Annotated in this window: 13 protein-coding genes; 3 read left to right on the top strand and 10 right to left on the bottom strand. The window is 46.9% G+C overall.

The genetic code is table 11. The annotated features are described in order from the left end of the window. Positions 1-567: 567 nt before the first annotated feature. The 3 genes from DXA57_RS16065 to DXA57_RS16075 all read right to left on the bottom strand — a co-directional run bounded on the left by DXA57_RS16065 (position 568) and on the right by DXA57_RS16075 (position 4,199). Entirely contained in the window at positions 568-1,329 is a 762-nt protein-coding gene (locus DXA57_RS16065) for a CvpA family protein (protein WP_117768282.1), read from the bottom strand. Between the two features lies 1 nt (position 1,330). Beyond that, on the bottom strand, positions 1,331-2,461 hold the full coding sequence (locus DXA57_RS16070; protein ID WP_147345712.1) for a DUF5711 family protein: 1,131 nt from the start codon (positions 2,459-2,461) through the stop codon (positions 1,331-1,333). Between the two features lie 133 nt (positions 2,462-2,594). After that, entirely contained in the window at positions 2,595-4,199 is a 1,605-nt protein-coding gene (locus tag DXA57_RS16075; protein WP_158571352.1) for a LysM peptidoglycan-binding domain-containing protein, read from the bottom strand. A gap of 207 nt (positions 4,200-4,406) precedes the next feature. Between DXA57_RS16075 and yyaC the strand changes: the two genes are divergently transcribed. Next, entirely contained in the window at positions 4,407-4,964 is a 558-nt protein-coding gene (gene yyaC, locus DXA57_RS16080; protein WP_117768285.1) for a spore protease YyaC, read from the top strand. A gap of 7 nt (positions 4,965-4,971) precedes the next feature. Here yyaC and DXA57_RS16085 read toward each other — a convergent pair whose 3' ends face one another. The 6 genes from DXA57_RS16085 to DXA57_RS16110 form a co-directional block, all read right to left on the bottom strand. Continuing rightward, the gene (locus DXA57_RS16085; RefSeq protein WP_117768286.1) at positions 4,972-5,370 is read right to left on the bottom strand and encodes a hypothetical protein; all 399 of its coding nucleotides are present in this window, start codon (positions 5,368-5,370) and stop codon (positions 4,972-4,974) included. A gap of 162 nt (positions 5,371-5,532) precedes the next feature. Next, on the bottom strand, positions 5,533-6,372 hold the full coding sequence (locus tag DXA57_RS16090; protein ID WP_117768287.1) for a sugar phosphate isomerase/epimerase family protein: 840 nt from the start codon (positions 6,370-6,372) through the stop codon (positions 5,533-5,535). A gap of 35 nt (positions 6,373-6,407) precedes the next feature. After that, on the bottom strand, positions 6,408-7,247 hold the full coding sequence (locus DXA57_RS16095) for a carbohydrate ABC transporter permease (RefSeq protein ID WP_117768288.1): 840 nt from the start codon (positions 7,245-7,247) through the stop codon (positions 6,408-6,410). Then, on the bottom strand, positions 7,247-8,131 hold the full coding sequence (locus tag DXA57_RS16100) for a sugar ABC transporter permease (RefSeq protein ID WP_330423290.1): 885 nt from the start codon (positions 8,129-8,131) through the stop codon (positions 7,247-7,249). The genes DXA57_RS16095 and DXA57_RS16100 overlap by 1 nt, the downstream gene beginning before the upstream one ends. Before the next feature lie 204 nt (positions 8,132-8,335). Then, the gene (locus DXA57_RS16105; RefSeq protein ID WP_117768290.1) at positions 8,336-9,577 is read right to left on the bottom strand and encodes an ABC transporter substrate-binding protein; all 1,242 of its coding nucleotides are present in this window, start codon (positions 9,575-9,577) and stop codon (positions 8,336-8,338) included. Positions 9,578-9,644: 67 nt separating this feature from the next. After that, a complete protein-coding gene (locus DXA57_RS16110) occupies positions 9,645-10,676 on the bottom strand; it encodes a Gfo/Idh/MocA family protein (RefSeq protein WP_117768291.1) in 1,032 nt (343 codons plus the stop codon). Positions 10,677-11,376: 700 nt separating this feature from the next. On the opposite strand from DXA57_RS16110, the gene DXA57_RS16115 reads away from it, so the two are divergent. Together DXA57_RS16115 and DXA57_RS16120 are read left to right on the top strand one after the other, a co-directional pair. Further along, on the top strand, positions 11,377-12,585 hold the full coding sequence (locus DXA57_RS16115) for an ROK family transcriptional regulator (RefSeq protein ID WP_117768292.1): 1,209 nt from the start codon (positions 11,377-11,379) through the stop codon (positions 12,583-12,585). 13 nt (positions 12,586-12,598) lie between these two features. Beyond that, a complete protein-coding gene (locus DXA57_RS16120) occupies positions 12,599-13,660 on the top strand; it encodes a Gfo/Idh/MocA family protein (RefSeq protein WP_117768293.1) in 1,062 nt (353 codons plus the stop codon). A gap of 442 nt (positions 13,661-14,102) precedes the next feature. On the opposite strand, the gene DXA57_RS16125 is transcribed toward DXA57_RS16120, so the two are convergent. Next, a complete protein-coding gene (locus DXA57_RS16125) occupies positions 14,103-17,057 on the bottom strand; it encodes a glycoside hydrolase family 2 TIM barrel-domain containing protein (RefSeq protein ID WP_117768294.1) in 2,955 nt (984 codons plus the stop codon). Positions 17,058-17,061: the final 4 nt, after the last annotated feature.

The following is a 17,061-nucleotide window of genomic DNA, read 5'->3' on the forward strand; positions in this document are numbered from 1 at the left end:
AAGAACTAAATTCTTTTGAACTTTCAAGGATATGTCACTGTTCAGTTATCAAGGTTCTTTGTTGCTGTCTTTGCGACAGCTTTGATATTTTATCACACACTTTCGTGTCTGTCAAGAAGTTTTTTAACTTTTTTTGAAGAAGTTTTTCTTCCTTTGGACATCTCAGTGATTTTTTGATTATACCAAAGAGTTTCATGATTGTCAATATCTTTTTTGAAGTTTTTCAATCAATCGGCTCAACAGTTAGAAATTATACCACCCGTTTTTCCGCTTGTCAACATCTTTTTTTATTTTTTTGTAACTGTTCAGAGCCAAGCAGATTTTCATGCAAAAGTGGGAATCATGCTTGGATGAATGAACACTTTTGCATGAAAATCTATTTGGCGGATACGCCACACCGACGAAATGCGAAGCATTTTGGAGGTTGGCTCTGAACCGTTACATCTTCTTAAAGAATAAAACAAGTCCCGGTCACTGCTTATTATGTAGAATAATATGCAGTGACCGGGACTTGTTTGTCTCAGAAATCAGACAGCGAATGACACGCTCAATTCTGACTATGCCGCTTCACGCGATAAACAGATTTCCGAACATTCCCATCAGAAGCTTCAGGAAAAGATTGGTGTCATAAAATACGGATAATACTTTGTCCTGGCCGATCAGGATCAGGATCCGGCTTCCGGCATCCGTTCCTCCCAGTACCGTGATCAGTAGAAAAAGGATCCAGACCACACAGACTCCCTGTGCAGCTCCCACCAGGAATCCGAGTGTCCGGTTGATGCCTTTCAGCAGCGGCAGTTCCGCCACAACATCCAGCGTCATCACCAGAAGCTTCAGGATCAGCACTGCCAGTATAAACGTTATTATATAGGAGAGAACCCGCAGGACCAGATTTGTCATAAACGCCGCCAGATAGCCTTCAAATCCGGATACTGCCAGGCTGGCATACCCGGAGGCGTTGTTGTTTTCTGCAAGCTGGGTCTTCAAAAGCTCCGGAAGTGCCAAGCTGTCAATGATCTTCGCCTGCTCGATCCGGGTGGGTTCCGTCTCTGTATCTTTTTCGTTTGAGATCTCTTTTCCGCCCTGCAGTCTGGAAAGATTTTTCAGGCTGAAAATATCTTCACATTTATCCTGCAGCACTTCATAGACCGGCGTTTTCTCTTTCAGGAAGCTGCTCACCGCAGGATTTGCAAAATAAACCAATGCTGCTGCCATGATAAGAAAAGCCATGGACATCAATGTCCGGATAAATCCCTTTCGCAGGCCCCGCAGAGCATATAAAAAGATAATAAGACCAACTATGATCTTCAAAACCATTGTACTCTCCATATCATTTCACCCTTATCAATTCTGTATGACCATTGCTGAGAACCATGTATTTTCCGAGTCCGGGAACGCTTGTCACATCCTCCACCGCTTTCTGATAGGTGATATCCACCCGTTTTCTTCCGCGGCTGGAATACACCTGAAAACCTTTTTCATTGATCAGAAGAATGTTTCCTTCCATCATTTTGGCTTTCCGGTAATCCATATTCAGATATTTTTTCATCGTACAGCGTCCATTCAGATTGTAAACCTTGAGTTTATACTTATAGTCCGCCTTATCACTTTTGAAAATAAAGCCGATCTTTCCTTCTTCATGAAAGCAGGTCAGGATCTCATCCTCGAAATCCACACTCACTTTTTCTTCCGGGATCTCTGTCCCCCGGCAAACACTGAAACCGTTATTTCTGAGGATCACCGCACGCTGCTCATCCACAAAGTATACGGAAGGCGCCACCACACCATCATAAGTCAGAAGGTTTACCTGATTGTTTTCCTCCGTCTGGCCAATGCTGTCGAAATTATAAAAAGCCACCCTGGTTTTCAGACCGTCCTGGTCCGGCCAGAGAAAAGAAACCATGATCTTCATCCCGTCCGGAGAAAGAGCGATATCCATAGGATAACCGGATTCTTTTACGGTTGTCCTCATTTTGGCGATCTCGCCGCCCGTTGTATCATAAAAATTGATCCAGGTGACTTCTTCCTCTGTGAGCACAGCTGCTACTACCCCCTGACGGGCAACCTTTACCTTTTCGATCGGAAGGAGTGTCTCAAACTGGCCTTTCTGTCCGTTTTCATCAAAAATATAAACAGATGTCCCCTGCTGGTCTGCCACTACCGCAGAGTTTTCACAGATATCTGCGATGGGACTCTGCATGCTGAACGTGCAATTCCAGACCGTCTGTCCTTTTCCGTCAACACAGGAAACGCCATCGGCACTATATTTAAGCATCCGGCTGCCAAAGGCCAGATACTGGGTGCCGGAGGTATCCGACTTTTCAAAGCTTTCCAGTACCGTGCAACTGTCCTCCACCCGGAGTATGACCACCAGACCTCCAGCCAGAACAACCAGCATGACCGTCAACAACAGGTACCATTTCCAGCCGTGTCCTGAAAGCTTTCTTTTTCTGTCTTTCATTTTTTCTGAAATCCCATGTAAAAAATTTTTTATCTTATTCATCCTCCACACTCTTTCGTACATTTACCTCTTTTACGCAAAAAAACTGCGGTTTCAGACGCTTTTTCAGTATAGCACAGAGATTTTCCGCTGTCTATGGAAGGACCAATTTTTGCCCGGGTAAAATTGCGTTCGGGTTTGTGATCCCGTTCAGGTCGCAAAGCTCCTGGAGACGATCCGCAGAGCCATAATATCTGTTACAGATGTCCGCCAGCGTATCTCCGAACTTTACCGTATAAACTGCCTGGCTTGCACGAACAGGCGGCTGATCCGAGAGAGCTCCCGCTGACGCAGAGGCAGTCTGGCTGCTGTTTCCCTGTTGGTCTTCTGCCAAAGCGGACAGACCATGGTCCGTGTTCTGTCGTTCTGTCCCGGAAATGCTCTGCTCATTGCTGTCATTCTGCTGTGCTGCTTCCAGAACTGCCTGACTGCCGCCGTCTCCCTGCCGGTATTCTGTGGACGGCGGATCGCTGACAAGGTCCTGCCGTGTTTCCGGCGAGGCGGACGGATCACTGCCGGTATTCTGCTGCAGCGTTGCCGAGGCTGACGAAACGGCGCTTTCCTCCTGCTGCATCTCCTGACCGGAAGGAGTTTCCTCTTCTCCTGCAGCTTCCGTCTCCTTTAAAATCCCCGGGAGCAGCTCGGTTTCACCGGTCCGCCCGTCTATGACCAGCGTTTTTGTCTCTCTCTCTGTTTCTGCCACCCGGGCAGATACCGCAGCCCCTTCTGTCATCCGGGCCATGGTCTGCTCCATCTTTTTCATCCGGTCATAGTTATTGATCATGGTCACACCGATCACCAGGATCGTCAATACCAGAAACGTACTGGCTGTATACAGAAAATGCAGCGTCCGGATCTTCGGCGATGTTCTGCCGCGCTCCTCTTCCCCTGCATCTTCCCCCGCTTTTTCTCCGGCGGTTTCTTCTGCTTTTTCTGTTTTTTCCTTTTTTTCTTCCATTCCGGTCTCTTTCCCGATCTCTCCAGTTTCCGGTACAGCTTCCTCTTGCTCATCACCTGCCTGTACTTCTTTTTTCCAGAAACTTCTTAACGGAAGAGAGACCGATGCTTTCCGTTCTGCTGCTTCTTCCTTTTCTTCTTTCTCCTCTTCCTGTTTTTTAGAGCCCAGGATCCTTCGGAAGCTTTGGATGGCATGATCCGATATAACCGCTTCTTTTTCCACTGATTTTCCCAGATTGCGGCTCACCAGATATTCCTGCATCTGCGGATTTTTCTCATAATAAATATAATGCCCCGGCTGTTTCTGCAGAAAACCATCCAGCGTCAGATAAACAGCCTCTTCCTGCTCCAGTTCATTATAGACGACAAGAACTGCCTCTCTTCCCGGAAAATGTTCTTTGTACACATGCATGTCTTCTTCATTTAATTCCTCCGGGATCTCTTCCGCCCGAAGAAACCAGCCGATTACCCGAAGACCCTCAAAGGCTTTTTCTGCTTCTGCCGTGACATAATTCCAGTTTTCCTCTGAAAAATCCCCCTCCGGTATTTCCACTGCCCCGCTGATAAAATAGCACCGGGCGCTGTGTATCCGCACCAGTTCTCCAAAGAGGACCGCACCTTTCACCTCTCTCAGATACGCCACAGCATAATCTTCCAGGTAAATCCGTTTTTCTTTCCCCGGTTCCCCGATCTGCCGGATATTTCGTGGAAAATCCCGTTTTTCCTTTTCTTTATTACTCATAGCCTTTCCACTCCTCTCTGCCATCCATGCTAAGCTGTCTCCCGTACTGTTTTTCTCTGCATCTCTGATCGTACCACAAAAGATCCGCAGATTTTAGCAATTGGTGGAGGCTGCCGCAAAAAACATTGCGACAGAAAAAGCGTTCTTTTTCCCGTATATTTTTTATCAGAAAGGATAGACTGTAACAAACACAGAAAGGACTTGTTTATGAAAACAGCAGATGCGATTTACTATATAGATTCCAGAAAACCGGAGGCAGAAGAACTCCTGAGCCTGCGCCTGTCACAGCTTCTGGCCCGGTATCCTCTGCCTCCGGTTTATCTTTGTATCGGAAGCGACCGTGTGACCGGCGATTCTCTGGGGCCCTTTGTCGGAACCCTGCTTCTGAAAAACCAGCCTGCGCTTCCCGTACTCGGTACTCTTACAGATCCCGTCCATGCACTGAATCTGAGAGATACCTTATGTTTTCTGTCTGAAAAATTTTCCGGCCACCCCGTCGTAGCCATCGATGCCTCTTTAGGCAGCCGAATGCATCAGGAATTTCTCACGATCGGATCCGGCAGCCTGGAACCGGGTGCCGGTGTGGATAAAATCCTTGGCAGTGCCGGAGATCTTTTTATCACCGGGATTGTTGCCCCGACAGGACCGCTTCCGCAGCTGAATCTTCAGACCGTACGGCTCTCTCTTGTCATGCGTTTTGCAGAATGCATTGCAAAAGCCGTCATTTCCTGCTGCCCCTATAAAGAGCCATTTCTAAAAGCATGAAACAATCTCAGCGCTCAAGACCATTCAGCCACTGACGGCCGACCTCGATCTGGAGGCGCACTTCGGAGGGTGCTGTTCCACCGAAGGACATACGGGCATTGACGCAAGTCTTGATGCTGATGTCGCCCAACGTCTCTTTTGTCACACGCTTGTCGATCGCCTGCAGTTCCTCATCTGTCAGATCCTCAAAATCACAGCTTTTGTTCTCGCAGACCTTTACCATATGGCCTACGATGGCATGTGCTTCACGGAAGGGAATACCCTGCTTTGCAAAATGCTCTGCAATATCCTTACGGATCTCTTCCAGACCGGCGATGATCTTTTCTTTCTCCTCCTCAGACACAATGCCTTGCTTGCCAAGCATCGTTACATGAGCAATACTGCCGTCAATATCTTCATTGTACATTCTCTGATCAAAAAAGATCGATGCGTTATCCTTGTCTTTGTTTTATGATCGAATAATTATACGTTATATATGTATATTCGTCAAGTAAAATACAAAAAATCACAGACGAACACAAAAAAACAGCTGCCATAACGTTTCATACAGCAGCTGTTTTTGTCATAATTATTCTGCGATCAGTTTATCCAGCAGGTCTTTTGCCATGCGGATGTCTTTTTTCTGCTCGTCACCGTCGATCTCACGCTCAATGGTGATATCGCCTTCGTAACCGATCTCTTTCAGTTTGGCAATAAAAGCGGGATAGTTTACTTTACCCTGACCAAGGGGAACTTCATCACCCAGATGATGTCCGTCCGTCGGATATTTACCGTCTTTTCCGTGGATTCCTTTGACATACTCACCGAAAACCTCCAGTGCATCTACCGGATTGGCTTTTCCGTACATGATGAGGTTTGCAGGGTCAAGGTTGATTCCGATGTTTCCTTTTCCAAGTGTCTTTTCAATATCCTGGATGGCACGTTTCAGAGTAACCGGTGTCTCCTGACCGGTCTCAAAGAGGAAAGTCTGTCCATTCTCTTTACATTTTTCCACGATGGCCTTGCAGGCTACGAGAACCTCTTCATATTTCGGATCATAAGGATTCTCCGGCATATACCCAACATGTGTGGCCAGATCCGTTACATGGATCTTCTTTGCAAAATCAGAGCCTTCCATCAGCATTTTCATTCGCTCGATACGGTAGTCGCTGGGTACCAGACCCAGAGTCAGCTGGCCTTCATAGAAATCCCACACCCTGCGGCCTTCCCAACCGCACCAGAATGCCGTTACGTGAATACCAAATTTCTCAATGGCTTTGTTGATCTTCTCCGGCATGGTCTCATCATGCAGGGTCGGACGATCCCAGCAGACGAGCTGACAGCTTTCCACGCCAAACTCCTTTAACTCGGCAAATTTTGCATCGATATCTGTTGCACTGTCAAACTGAACCAAAACTCCTACTTTCATTTGTAAAATCTCCTCTCATACATCATAGTGTTGCATTAACCTTTTACTGCTCCCGCCGTGATTCCTCCAACGATATGTTTCTGCATTGTAATGAAGAAGATCAGGCTGGGAATCATGGACATCACGATACCGGGAAGGGCATGCTCCCAGTCAGCCGTCTGTGCAGAGAACTGCATGTACAGCGCATTCTGAATGTTCATGGCACTGGCGTTTCCCCCTACGATCAACTGGTTGGTGATGATATCATTCCAGGTTGCCAGTGTATCCAGTACGACAACGGTCGTCAGGATCGGTGTCAAAAGCGGAAGGACAATGCTGAAATAGGTTCTTATTTTTCCGGCTCCATCGATACAGGCACACTCCTCCAGTTCGATCGGAACATTCTTTACAAAACCATGGATCATGTAAACAGCCAGAGGCATGCAAAGACCGATATTGACCAGAATGTTTCCCATACGTTTTCCAGTCAGGTTCACATTGGCAACCAGACGGGTCAGGGTGATCATGTAGGACTGGAACGGGACCATCATCGGCATGATGATCAGCACAAAGCAGACCTTGCTGAGACGGCTCTTGGTACGTGCCAGTTTATAAGCTGCCATCGGTGCCATCAGCACGATCATGATCACAGTACAGAAGGTGTACAGCAGGGTGTTGCCGATCAGCATCGGAAACTTAAATTTCGTCCAAGTCTCAATATACATAGCAAGGCTCCAGCTCTTCGGCAGAGCCAGAAAATCCTGGATCATGTCATTGTACGGCTTGAAGGAGTTGATAAAAATAAGTACCAGCGGCATCAGCCAGAAAATGGAACACAGGAAAATGATAATCGTCAGTGCATTGACCTGTCTCAGATTCTTCGGTTTTTTATTCATTATGCCTCAACCTCCTTGCTCTTGGTGATCTTCATCTGAATAGCCGTTACAAGCAATACAAATACCACAAATACAAGGGATTTTGCCGTAGCCAGACCATACTTGCTGTTTACAAAGGCTTCTTTATAGATATTGTAGGCAACCGATACGGTGGAGTTTGCGGGACCACCCTTGGTAAATACCATGATAATGTCAAACAACTTAAACGCAAAGGTCAAGGAGGTCAACATACAAATGGAAACCGCGGGCATGATCAACGGAAGCGTGATCTTTTTGAACACTTGAAAAGCAGTCGCACCATCAATTCTTGCAGCTTCCAGAAGCTCTGTTGGAACAGCAATGATACCGGCAATATAGTTCACCATATAGAAACCAAGATTCTGCCATACAGCCATGATGACAACCACATAAAACGCCAGTTTCGGTGTACCAAGCCAGCTCCAGTTAAAAATATCCCAACCGGTCACAGTGTAAAGAGCTTCAAAGCCCGGACCAAGGATGAATTTCCAGATCAAGCTGATTGCAGTCAAACTAATGATATAGGGCACATAATAGAACGCACGTCCCACGCTGTTCACTTTATTCTCACGAGCCATGACGATTGCCACAGTCAGAGAGAGCAGGTTAACGATGATTACATAGAATATCGCAAATTTCAAAGTAAAACGGACACCTTTCCAGAAAAGAGTGTCATGAGTAAAAATCTTGATATAGTTGTCCAGTCCGACAAATGTCATGGACTTTCCTACACCGTTCCAATCAAACACCGAATAATACAGGTTCATTACAAACGGGATATCCGTAGCAAACAAAACAAACGCAACTGCCGGGAAAACAAACAGCGCAAAGACCGCCAACTCCTTTGCCTTCTTGTTGTTCTTCAAATCCATCCCCTCCTGAAGTCATTTTTTTCTGAATGTTATTACAACAAACGGGGGTACCGGATGTCTTATCATCCATGTAACCCCCATCCTTGTCAGTCACAGTACCGGATGCCGGAACTGCGGGAGCTGCTTTGCAGCAGAGCAATCCGCAGGCATCCGTTATGTTTAAAAAATCTTCTGATCACAATGTCAAGATAAAACCGATCAGCCGGCGGTCCAGAACTCCTGGAAGAGCTCGGTCACTTCATCTGCACTCATGTCGCCCAGCATATAGGACTGAATGTACGGCCCACAGGTATCGGTGTAGCTCTGCGGAGCGATGGTATGGATCCAGCCGTTGGTCTTGCCATCTGCAATATAAGTCTTCGCATCGTTTGCCAGCTTGCCGCTTACCGCCATATCGGTCTTCACACCAGGAACAGCGCCGACGCCCTCACACATCCATTTCTGACCTTCCTCAGAAGACAGGATGTACTCACAGTACTCTTTCGCAAGATCCAGATTCTCGGAATCTTTATTTACAATATAGGTCCAGTTACAGGAGGAAAGCAGAGTTGCATCATCCTCAGAGGAGCCTACCGGGAACGGCATGAAGGCAAGGTTTGCATCCGGATTGAAGGAATCCAGAGTAGACTGGCACCAGTCTCCCATATGGATCATGGCAGCTTCGCCATTTGCCAGCATGTTCTCAGAGGTCTCCCAGTCGATCTCAAGCGGTTTGTCCGGGCCATACTCAACAGTCAGATCCAGGAATTTGAAGAAGTTGCTCCAGTTCGGCATATCAGCAAAGGCCAGTTCACCAGACTCGATGGCTTCTACGGTACCTGCAGCATCTTTGGATTTATCCAGCATGAAATGGGTAGCCACCTGACCAAGTACCCATGTCTCTTTTGCAGCAATAGCAAACGGAGTAATGCCTGCATCTTTCAGCTTCTGGCAAGCCTCAGCCAGTTCATCCATGTTGGTCGGCAAAGCCTCGATGCCTGCTTTTTCGAAGCAGTCTTTGTTGTAGATCAGTCCCATATTCTCATAGGTCCAGGGCAGGGATTTGATCTTTCCATCGTCATCTCTTCCGGTCTCCAGTGCATCTTCATTGAAGAGGCTGGTCACATCGGTGTCATCGGTCCAGTCGTATGCGTACTCATAATATTTCTTTGCGGAGGTTCCGGACTCAACATCAAATACATCGGGAATATCACCGGAGTTTACACGGGACTGAAGCAGAGTAGCAGAATCGTTTGCTGCATGCTGTACTTCGATCTTTACACCAGGATGGGACGCTTCAAAAGCTTTTACCATCTCGGCATACTCATCCAGACCATACGCATGAGCATCGAAGACTTTCAGAGTAACTTCATCGTCTGCAGATGCGATCACGCCGGTTCCGAGCATCGTAGTTGCGATCATTGCTGCAGCCAATACCATGGAAATTGTTTTTTTCTTCATAACAAATCCTCCTTATGAAATAAGTGAAATTTATTTTTTACCATTATAAATGGCAAAAGGTACCTGTTCAGTGTGTGTGCTTTGCCACATAAGCTTTGGCAGTTTCCAGTTCTTTGATCGCCAGTTCTACGGATCTTACACCCTCGATCAGAGGAGCAATCTCTACCGGCTTGTCATCTCTTACACACTCCAGGAAATATTTGATCTCTGTATAGTACGGACCAAGGTTGGAAATATTGATGCCTGCCACATCGCTTTCTGCCTCATATTCACCCTTCAGCTCCGGCGTCTCGATCGCACCGTCCGGTCTGTAAATGATAAGAGAAGGTGTTCTGGCACTGTTGAAATCAATGGTAGCCTCCTCAAAGCAGGCACGGAAATCTGCATGGAATTTCACAGAAGGAGAAACATCCCAGATACCCTCAGCCGTAACAAAAGTATCTCCAAACTCATAAGAGGTGATGATCTGATTGATCATACCACTCGGGAATGCCGTTGCTTTTACATCAAAGCTGTCAGGCTCGCCCAGCATATAACGAAGGAAATCCAGATCATGTACATGCAGATCTAGAACAACAGAGCCACTTCTCTTCTCATCATGGAACCAGTCTTCAAAGCCCCATCTCACATCACCGCTGATCCGCTGCATCACCATGGATTTCAGTCTGCCGTATTTCTTTGTATCGTAGGCTTCCTTCAGGAATTTATACTCTTCAAAGGAACGCACTACCTGACCAACCATCACTTTCTTTCCGGTGCGTTTCTCCGCTTCCAGAAGCGTCTGGCAGTCCTCCTCTGTCAGGCATACTGGTTTCTCAACGAAAACATTCATACCCTTTTCCAGAGCAGCTACCGCATGACCTGCATGCAGATAACTCGGAAGACAGATATGAACAATATCCAGATCTTCATTTTTGATCAGGTCCATACCATATTCATAGGTTCTTGCATTCGGAAAATAAGCAGCTGCCTTGTCCAGAAATTCTTTTCTGCAATCAGAGAGGCAGGTAACCTCCACGCCCTCCTGCTCGGATAAAGCTCTCAGGGAAAGGTAATGAGTTGTTCCCATTCCACCACATCCAATAACACCAATCTTCATCTTGTGTACTCCCTTCTATATTTTAGTCAAGCGACTTTACTATCTTTTCAAAAAATAAAAGCAGAAACATCCCAACTTCTTCGTTCTGTCTGTTCTGCTCTTGTCTTCTTTGCCTTAAGCACAAAAAAAGAATAGCATTTTTTAGATGGAGTGTCAATATTTTTTCTTGTTTTTTTGCTTCGTTATGCACATTTCTGTTATATTTTACAAAATCAGTTTCTTGTTTCTGTGCATTTCGTATATTTTCTTTTTTATTCCGACCGTCTGATTATTGTTTTTTTATAATTGCTATTATTTTATCTTCCATACAATCATTTTTTTCTTTGATTTGTTGCTTATTTTCAGATTTTTTCTGTTTTTTGATAGTATTCTACTTTTTAGTGTTGTTTTATTCTGTTTATTGCAATATCTTTGTTTGACAAATAAGCGGACGATATTTCCATTGCCTGATCTGTCTTTTTATGATAGGATAACTTTAGTACAGAGGCTTGACGATCTAGCGATCGCATTTTTTCTATAGCAATTCAATAAAATAATGCAGTCAAGACGATTTAGCAGGGTGTGAAAGACAAGGATGAAATCTGCAGGCGTGCTGACGCACGGCAAAGATTTCTGACACAGTATTTCACACTCTGATGAATCGGATTGGATGCAGTATTTTGCAGAATTGCTATAAACAGAACGGAGGTGAGAACTATATATGAAACCCGTCAACCAGCAACAGATCAAAGACATCAATATGAAGCGGCTCTATGCTTCCATCTACAGCACTCCCGGAATCTCCCGGGCTGAGCTTGCCAAACGGACAAAATTAAGCAAAACCACCGTCTCCACCCTAGTAGACGAGCTGATTGAAAGAAGATTTATCCAGGACAGCGGGATCGTGGAATCCACCGCTCTCGGTCGACGGCCGAACAGCCTTCATATCCGCCGGAACAGTCATTACATCATCGTGTTTAACTGGTATGAAAACCAGATCTACACGCATCTTGTTGACATTGCGGGAACTTCTGTTTTTCAGGATGTTCGAATCATAGGCAAAGGCGGATCCTATGTCTCCGCCTCGCAGGAAAGTTTCCAGGAAGCTGTTTCTGCGCACTGTTCTCCGGATGAGATCCTCGGGATCTGTATTGTGATCTCAGCCATGATCGATGAGAAGCATAAAGAGATCTACTCTACCACCATCCACCTCCCGGAAATGGAGGGAACTCAGCTTTTTGCTTCCTTAAAGGATGCATTTCCCGGCTATCCGGTGGATCTTCTCAACGATACCGCCTGCTACTCTTATGCAGAAAAGGTTTACGGGGGCATCACAGAAAAGAATTTTGCTTTTATCAACTTCGGAAACCGCGGCATCGGTGCTTCTCTTTTTATTGATGGCTCCATGCTCGGAAAGGCCAGCGGCTCTTTCACACAGTTCGGCCATTATTCCGTGGATCCGGATGGTCCTTTATGCGTCTGCGGAAACCACGGCTGCCTGGAGGCCCTGTTCTCAGAGCCAAGGCTGAAGGAACGGATCTCCGAGTTCGGAGAGATCCCATCGTTAAGTTCCTGTTCGCAGGTAACTTTTTCCGATCTTGGAAAAGCAGCCACTTTCCGGGATCCCGTGGCGCTTTCCATGGTGGATGAGATTGCCAGAGAGCTTTCTCTTGCTTTGGGAAACCTTATCTGTATGGTCAGTCCTTCTCTTATCATCCTGGGCGGAAAAATACCAGATCTCGGCGAGTATTTTCTGGAACGGGTGAGGGAAAATCTGAAGAAGACCGGGTTCCGCCGTATGGTGGATAGCGTACAGGTCCGTTACTCCAGGCTCCAGAGTGATTCTTTTCTGAACGGAGCCATGAAATATTTTTTTGATATCCATTATTCTTTCACAGATAAAAATCCTTCAGGATTTTTTATCGGATAAGGAGGTTATTATTATGAAAAAACTAAAGATCGCCATCGTAGGCTGCGGAAGGATTTCCGTTTCCTATGCAGATTCTTTCCGCAGACTGGCAGATGAGATCGAGCTTGTCTATGCCGTAGACAAGGTTCCGGAGAGGGCGAAGCAGTTTGCCGATGAATTCGGCTGTGCCTGGACCACGGATTTTGATGAGATCCTGGACAAGGAGATCGATGTGGTACATCTTTGCCTGCCTCATTTTCTTCACCCTGTCATGGCTATCAAGGCCATGAAGGCAGGCATTAACGTACTGACGGAGAAGCCGATCGCTATTTCTCTTCAGGATGCAGACCGGATGCTGGCTGTTCAGAAGGAAACCGGTGTAAAGCTGGGCTGTATTTTCCAGACCCGTTATACCAAGAGTGTGGAAAAGCTGAAGGAAATGATCGCCCGCGGGGATTTCGGAAAGATCCTTACGGCCCGTTCCTATCTGACCTGGAACCGTCCGCTGGATTATTATGACGGCAGTGACTGGAAGGGAACCTGGGATAAGGAGGGCGGCGGTGTTCTCATCGACCAGGCCATCCACAGCATCGACCGGGTCCGTTATATGCTGGGAAGTGACGTTGAGTGGATCGATGGAAGCATCCATAATTACGCCCATAAGTTTGTAAAGGTGGAGGATTCTGCTGATGCGGCGATCCAGTTTAAAAACGGCTGTCTTTATAATCTGTTCGCCTGCAATATTTATGGTGATAATTCACCGATCAACATTGAATTCATTGGAGAGAAGGGGCGCTGCGGCCTGATACAGGATATGGGATATTATGATCTGGACGGCACATATGCCGAGATCCGGAATACTTATGAGACTACCAATGTGGGACCGGATTACTGGGGAAGCAGCCATCATATCCAGCTTCGTGATTTTTACCGTTCTGTCCGTGAGGATCTGCCGGTTGAGGTGGATGGACTTGAGGGCAGAAAGACGTTGGAGATGATCAAGGGTATTTATCTTTCTTCTATGAAGAGGGAGCGGGTTACGCTGCCTTTTGAGGATGTGGTTTATGAAGATGTGAATGTACCTGCGGAGAAATAAGATAAAAAAGAATATTTTGTATTTCGCAGGACGTACCGCCGTCTGCATCCAATCGGCTTTCAGTTTCGGCAGGGCGAAATTTCAAGGCTTGCCGGAATCTGCTAAATGCATTCGCAAAAATCCATAACTCGCTTCGCTCAGACAATGGATTTTTGTGAATAACGCAGATTTCGGCAAACCAGAAATTTCTGCTCTGCCTCCACATGAAAAGCCGGTTGGAAGCAGACGACGGTACTGTTTTCTGGATATGGAAAATGATGTGAGTTGACTTTGAATGCCTGCTCGGCAGATCCGTGCAATGGAAACATGCATTTTCTGGATATATAACAAAAAAGCTGCAGTACCATCTTTTGATGGCTGCAGCTTTTTATGTGTTCTTAGTCCACTGCTGATCAATCCATGTCATGTAAGGAAAGCAGGAGACTTATTTGATTTGATTCGATCAGATTGCTTTCAGAGAGAATCCGTAGGAGAATTCTTTCTCACTCAGCCGGTATTTGGGATCCAGGTCGGGGCCGCAGCTGGCGGAGCCGATGCCGCTTACCCGGTAGTCGATGCGGACATTGGTATTGGAGGGCTCCAGTTTGTAGGAGTGGTCTTTCTCCGTGAGTTCTTCTTTGGTGTAATGGGAAGTCTGAAATTCCACTTCTCCTTCGGTACGGAAGGCAATGCCGCTTCCGGTGGCCGGATCTGTGAGGGATACTTCTTTTACATGGGTATGGTTTCCGTTTTCCTGCGGCATGATGTAGGGAACATATTCCTCTGTCACGCTGGTAGTGAAACGGCCAACTTTTGCATGATGGCAGAGATCCTGATAGTTTTCTCCCGGTCCCATGCCGTAGTATTCCACTTCTTCCACAGCCGTGGGAAGGGTAAATTCATAGCCAAATCTCGGAAGCCAGATCGCCTTGGGATGTACTTTGGCATGAACGGAAACGTGAAGTTCCGGATCACCATGATCCAGGCGGGAAACGATCTCGTAGTGAAGAAGCGGACTTCTGGAAACACCGGCCAGACTTCCTTCGCTGAGGATTTCAATTCCTTTTTCTGTTTCTTTCCAGGTGAAGGAGTAGCATTTATCAAAGAGGCGGTTCATATTCCAGCCGCTTAAATTATCTCCGAAAAGTCCCCAGTTCATCTTGATATGACGGTCGTTATCCGTAGGCGCACGCCACACATCCAGATGAGCCGGCGATACCAGAAGATTCTTTCCGTTTTTCAGAATCCCGGTAAGGGTTCCGTGTACCTTGTGGAAGGTATAGGCAAGAGAAGCGGTTTCATCCGCAACCGTCAATGACAGTCTGTCTTCGCTCACTTTCCAGATTCCTTCGGAAACACTGCGCTCTGCAGGCACAATCTCTACAGGAAGCTTCTTCTGTACCATAGCAATCTCATAACCGGCTTCTGCCCACTCTGTCGCCTCTTTCTGATGAAGAGTCAGTGTCACATATGCGCCAAGCGTACAGGTCTTCGGCAAGGCCACCGGAAGGGTGATGACGGTCTTTTCACCTGCCGGAAGGTCCAGATTCAGCGTACCGGTGGCATTTTGAATACCATCCAGTTCCAGAGTCCATTTGAGATCATAATTTTTCAGATCTGTAACATAGTGACGGTTCCAGATCTCTACCCGGAGCTCGTTTTCCCCTGCCTCTTTCAGTTCTGCACGGAAGGGCTGGAAGACTGCTTTTGCCTCCAGGGAACCTGCCTTCACTTCTCTATTCGCAAATACCAGTCCATCTACACAGAAGTTGTTATCGTCAGTCAGCTCGCCAAAATCACCGCCGTAGTAATATTTTCCGTCTTTCAGCACCGTATGGTCAGCCCACTCCCAGATACAGCCTCCGATCAGGCGCGGATACTTGTCAAAAAGTTCCTGATAATCATTCAGGTCTCCCGGTCCGTTTCCCATAGAATGGGCATACTCACAAAGGAAGAGCGGACGACTGTCATCCTTTTCACCGTCTGCAATCAGATCAGAGAACTCCCGATACATGTGGCTCTCCACATCGTACATCGTCGGCGTGTTCAGCATATTGGCACGCTCATAATGGATCAGTCTTTCCGGATCACGCTGTTTTGTCCAGCGGCACATATCATCATAATGACAGCCGTAACCGGACTCATTTCCGATGGACCACATGATGACGCTGCAGGAGTTCTTGTCCCGCTCTACCATACGGCGCATGCGTTCCATAAGAGCCTCGCCCCAGTCCGGATGGTCTGTCGGCCAGGTACGGTCATACATATGGTAACTCCAGAGCGTTTCTCTGGTAACAAAGCCGTGCATTTCAATATCTGCCTCATCTACCACATAGAAGCCCAGGCGGTCGCATTCCCGGATAAATTCCGGTGCGGGCGGGTAATGGGAGGTGCGGACGGTATTGATGTTCAGTTTTTTCATCAGATAAAGATCTTTCCGGATATCCTCAAGGCTCATGACATGACCTTTGACCGGATCGGTGTCATGATGGTTCACACCTTTCAGCTGTACGGAAACGCCATTGATCAGAAGCTCTCCTTTTGGAGAGATGGCAATGGTACGGAAGCCTACAGGCACCGGAATGTATTCACCGAAACCTTCCAGTACCAGTGTGTAGAGGTTCGGGACCTCCGCACTCCAGGCTTTTGCATCGGGAACGCTGAATACTGTTTTTCCATCAACGATGGTCTGCTTCCGGATACATTCAGCTCCGTCATAAAGGCAGGCAGTGACTTCTCCCTCCGGAGCGGTCACTTTTACAGAAAGTTCTGTAAGATCTGCATGGACTTCTACATCCTGTACATGCTCTGCCGGGCGGGTCAGTGCATACACATCACGGAAGATTCCTGTCATACGGAAGAAATCCTGATCCTCCATGTAGCTTCCGTCACACCATTTAAGGACTTTTACCACGATCTCGTTTTTGCCCTCATGAAGATACGGTGTCACATCAAATTCCGCTGTACAGTGGCTGCACTGGCTGTAGCCGATCTCCTGTCCATTGATGCAGAGGTAAAAACAGGGATTCACTCCTTCAAATACCAGATAGGTCTTTTTGGTAAGATCCGTACAGTCCAGCCAGGTACGATAAACACCACAGGGGTTTTCATCCGGCACATAAGGCGGATCTACCGGATACGGATAGTTTACATTGGTGTAACAGGGCGGTTCAAAGCCCTCCATCTGCCAGTTGGACGGAACCGGGATCTTCCCCCATTCCGTGATCTCCTCCGGAACTTCATAGTAGGCGGGATAATAGTTGAAATCCCAGATTCCGTTCAGAAGATGAAATTCCCCGGATTTTTCTCTTTCTCCGGCCAAAGCCTTTTCCGTATTTTCAAAAGGAACATAATAGGCTCTCTCTTTTTCCCGGCCTTTTTCCAAGAAATGAGGATCCTGCCATTCACGACTGTTCATATTT

The organism is Blautia sp. OF03-15BH, from assembly GCF_003463065.1.
Lineage (GTDB): Bacteria > Bacillota > Clostridia > Lachnospirales > Lachnospiraceae > Limivivens.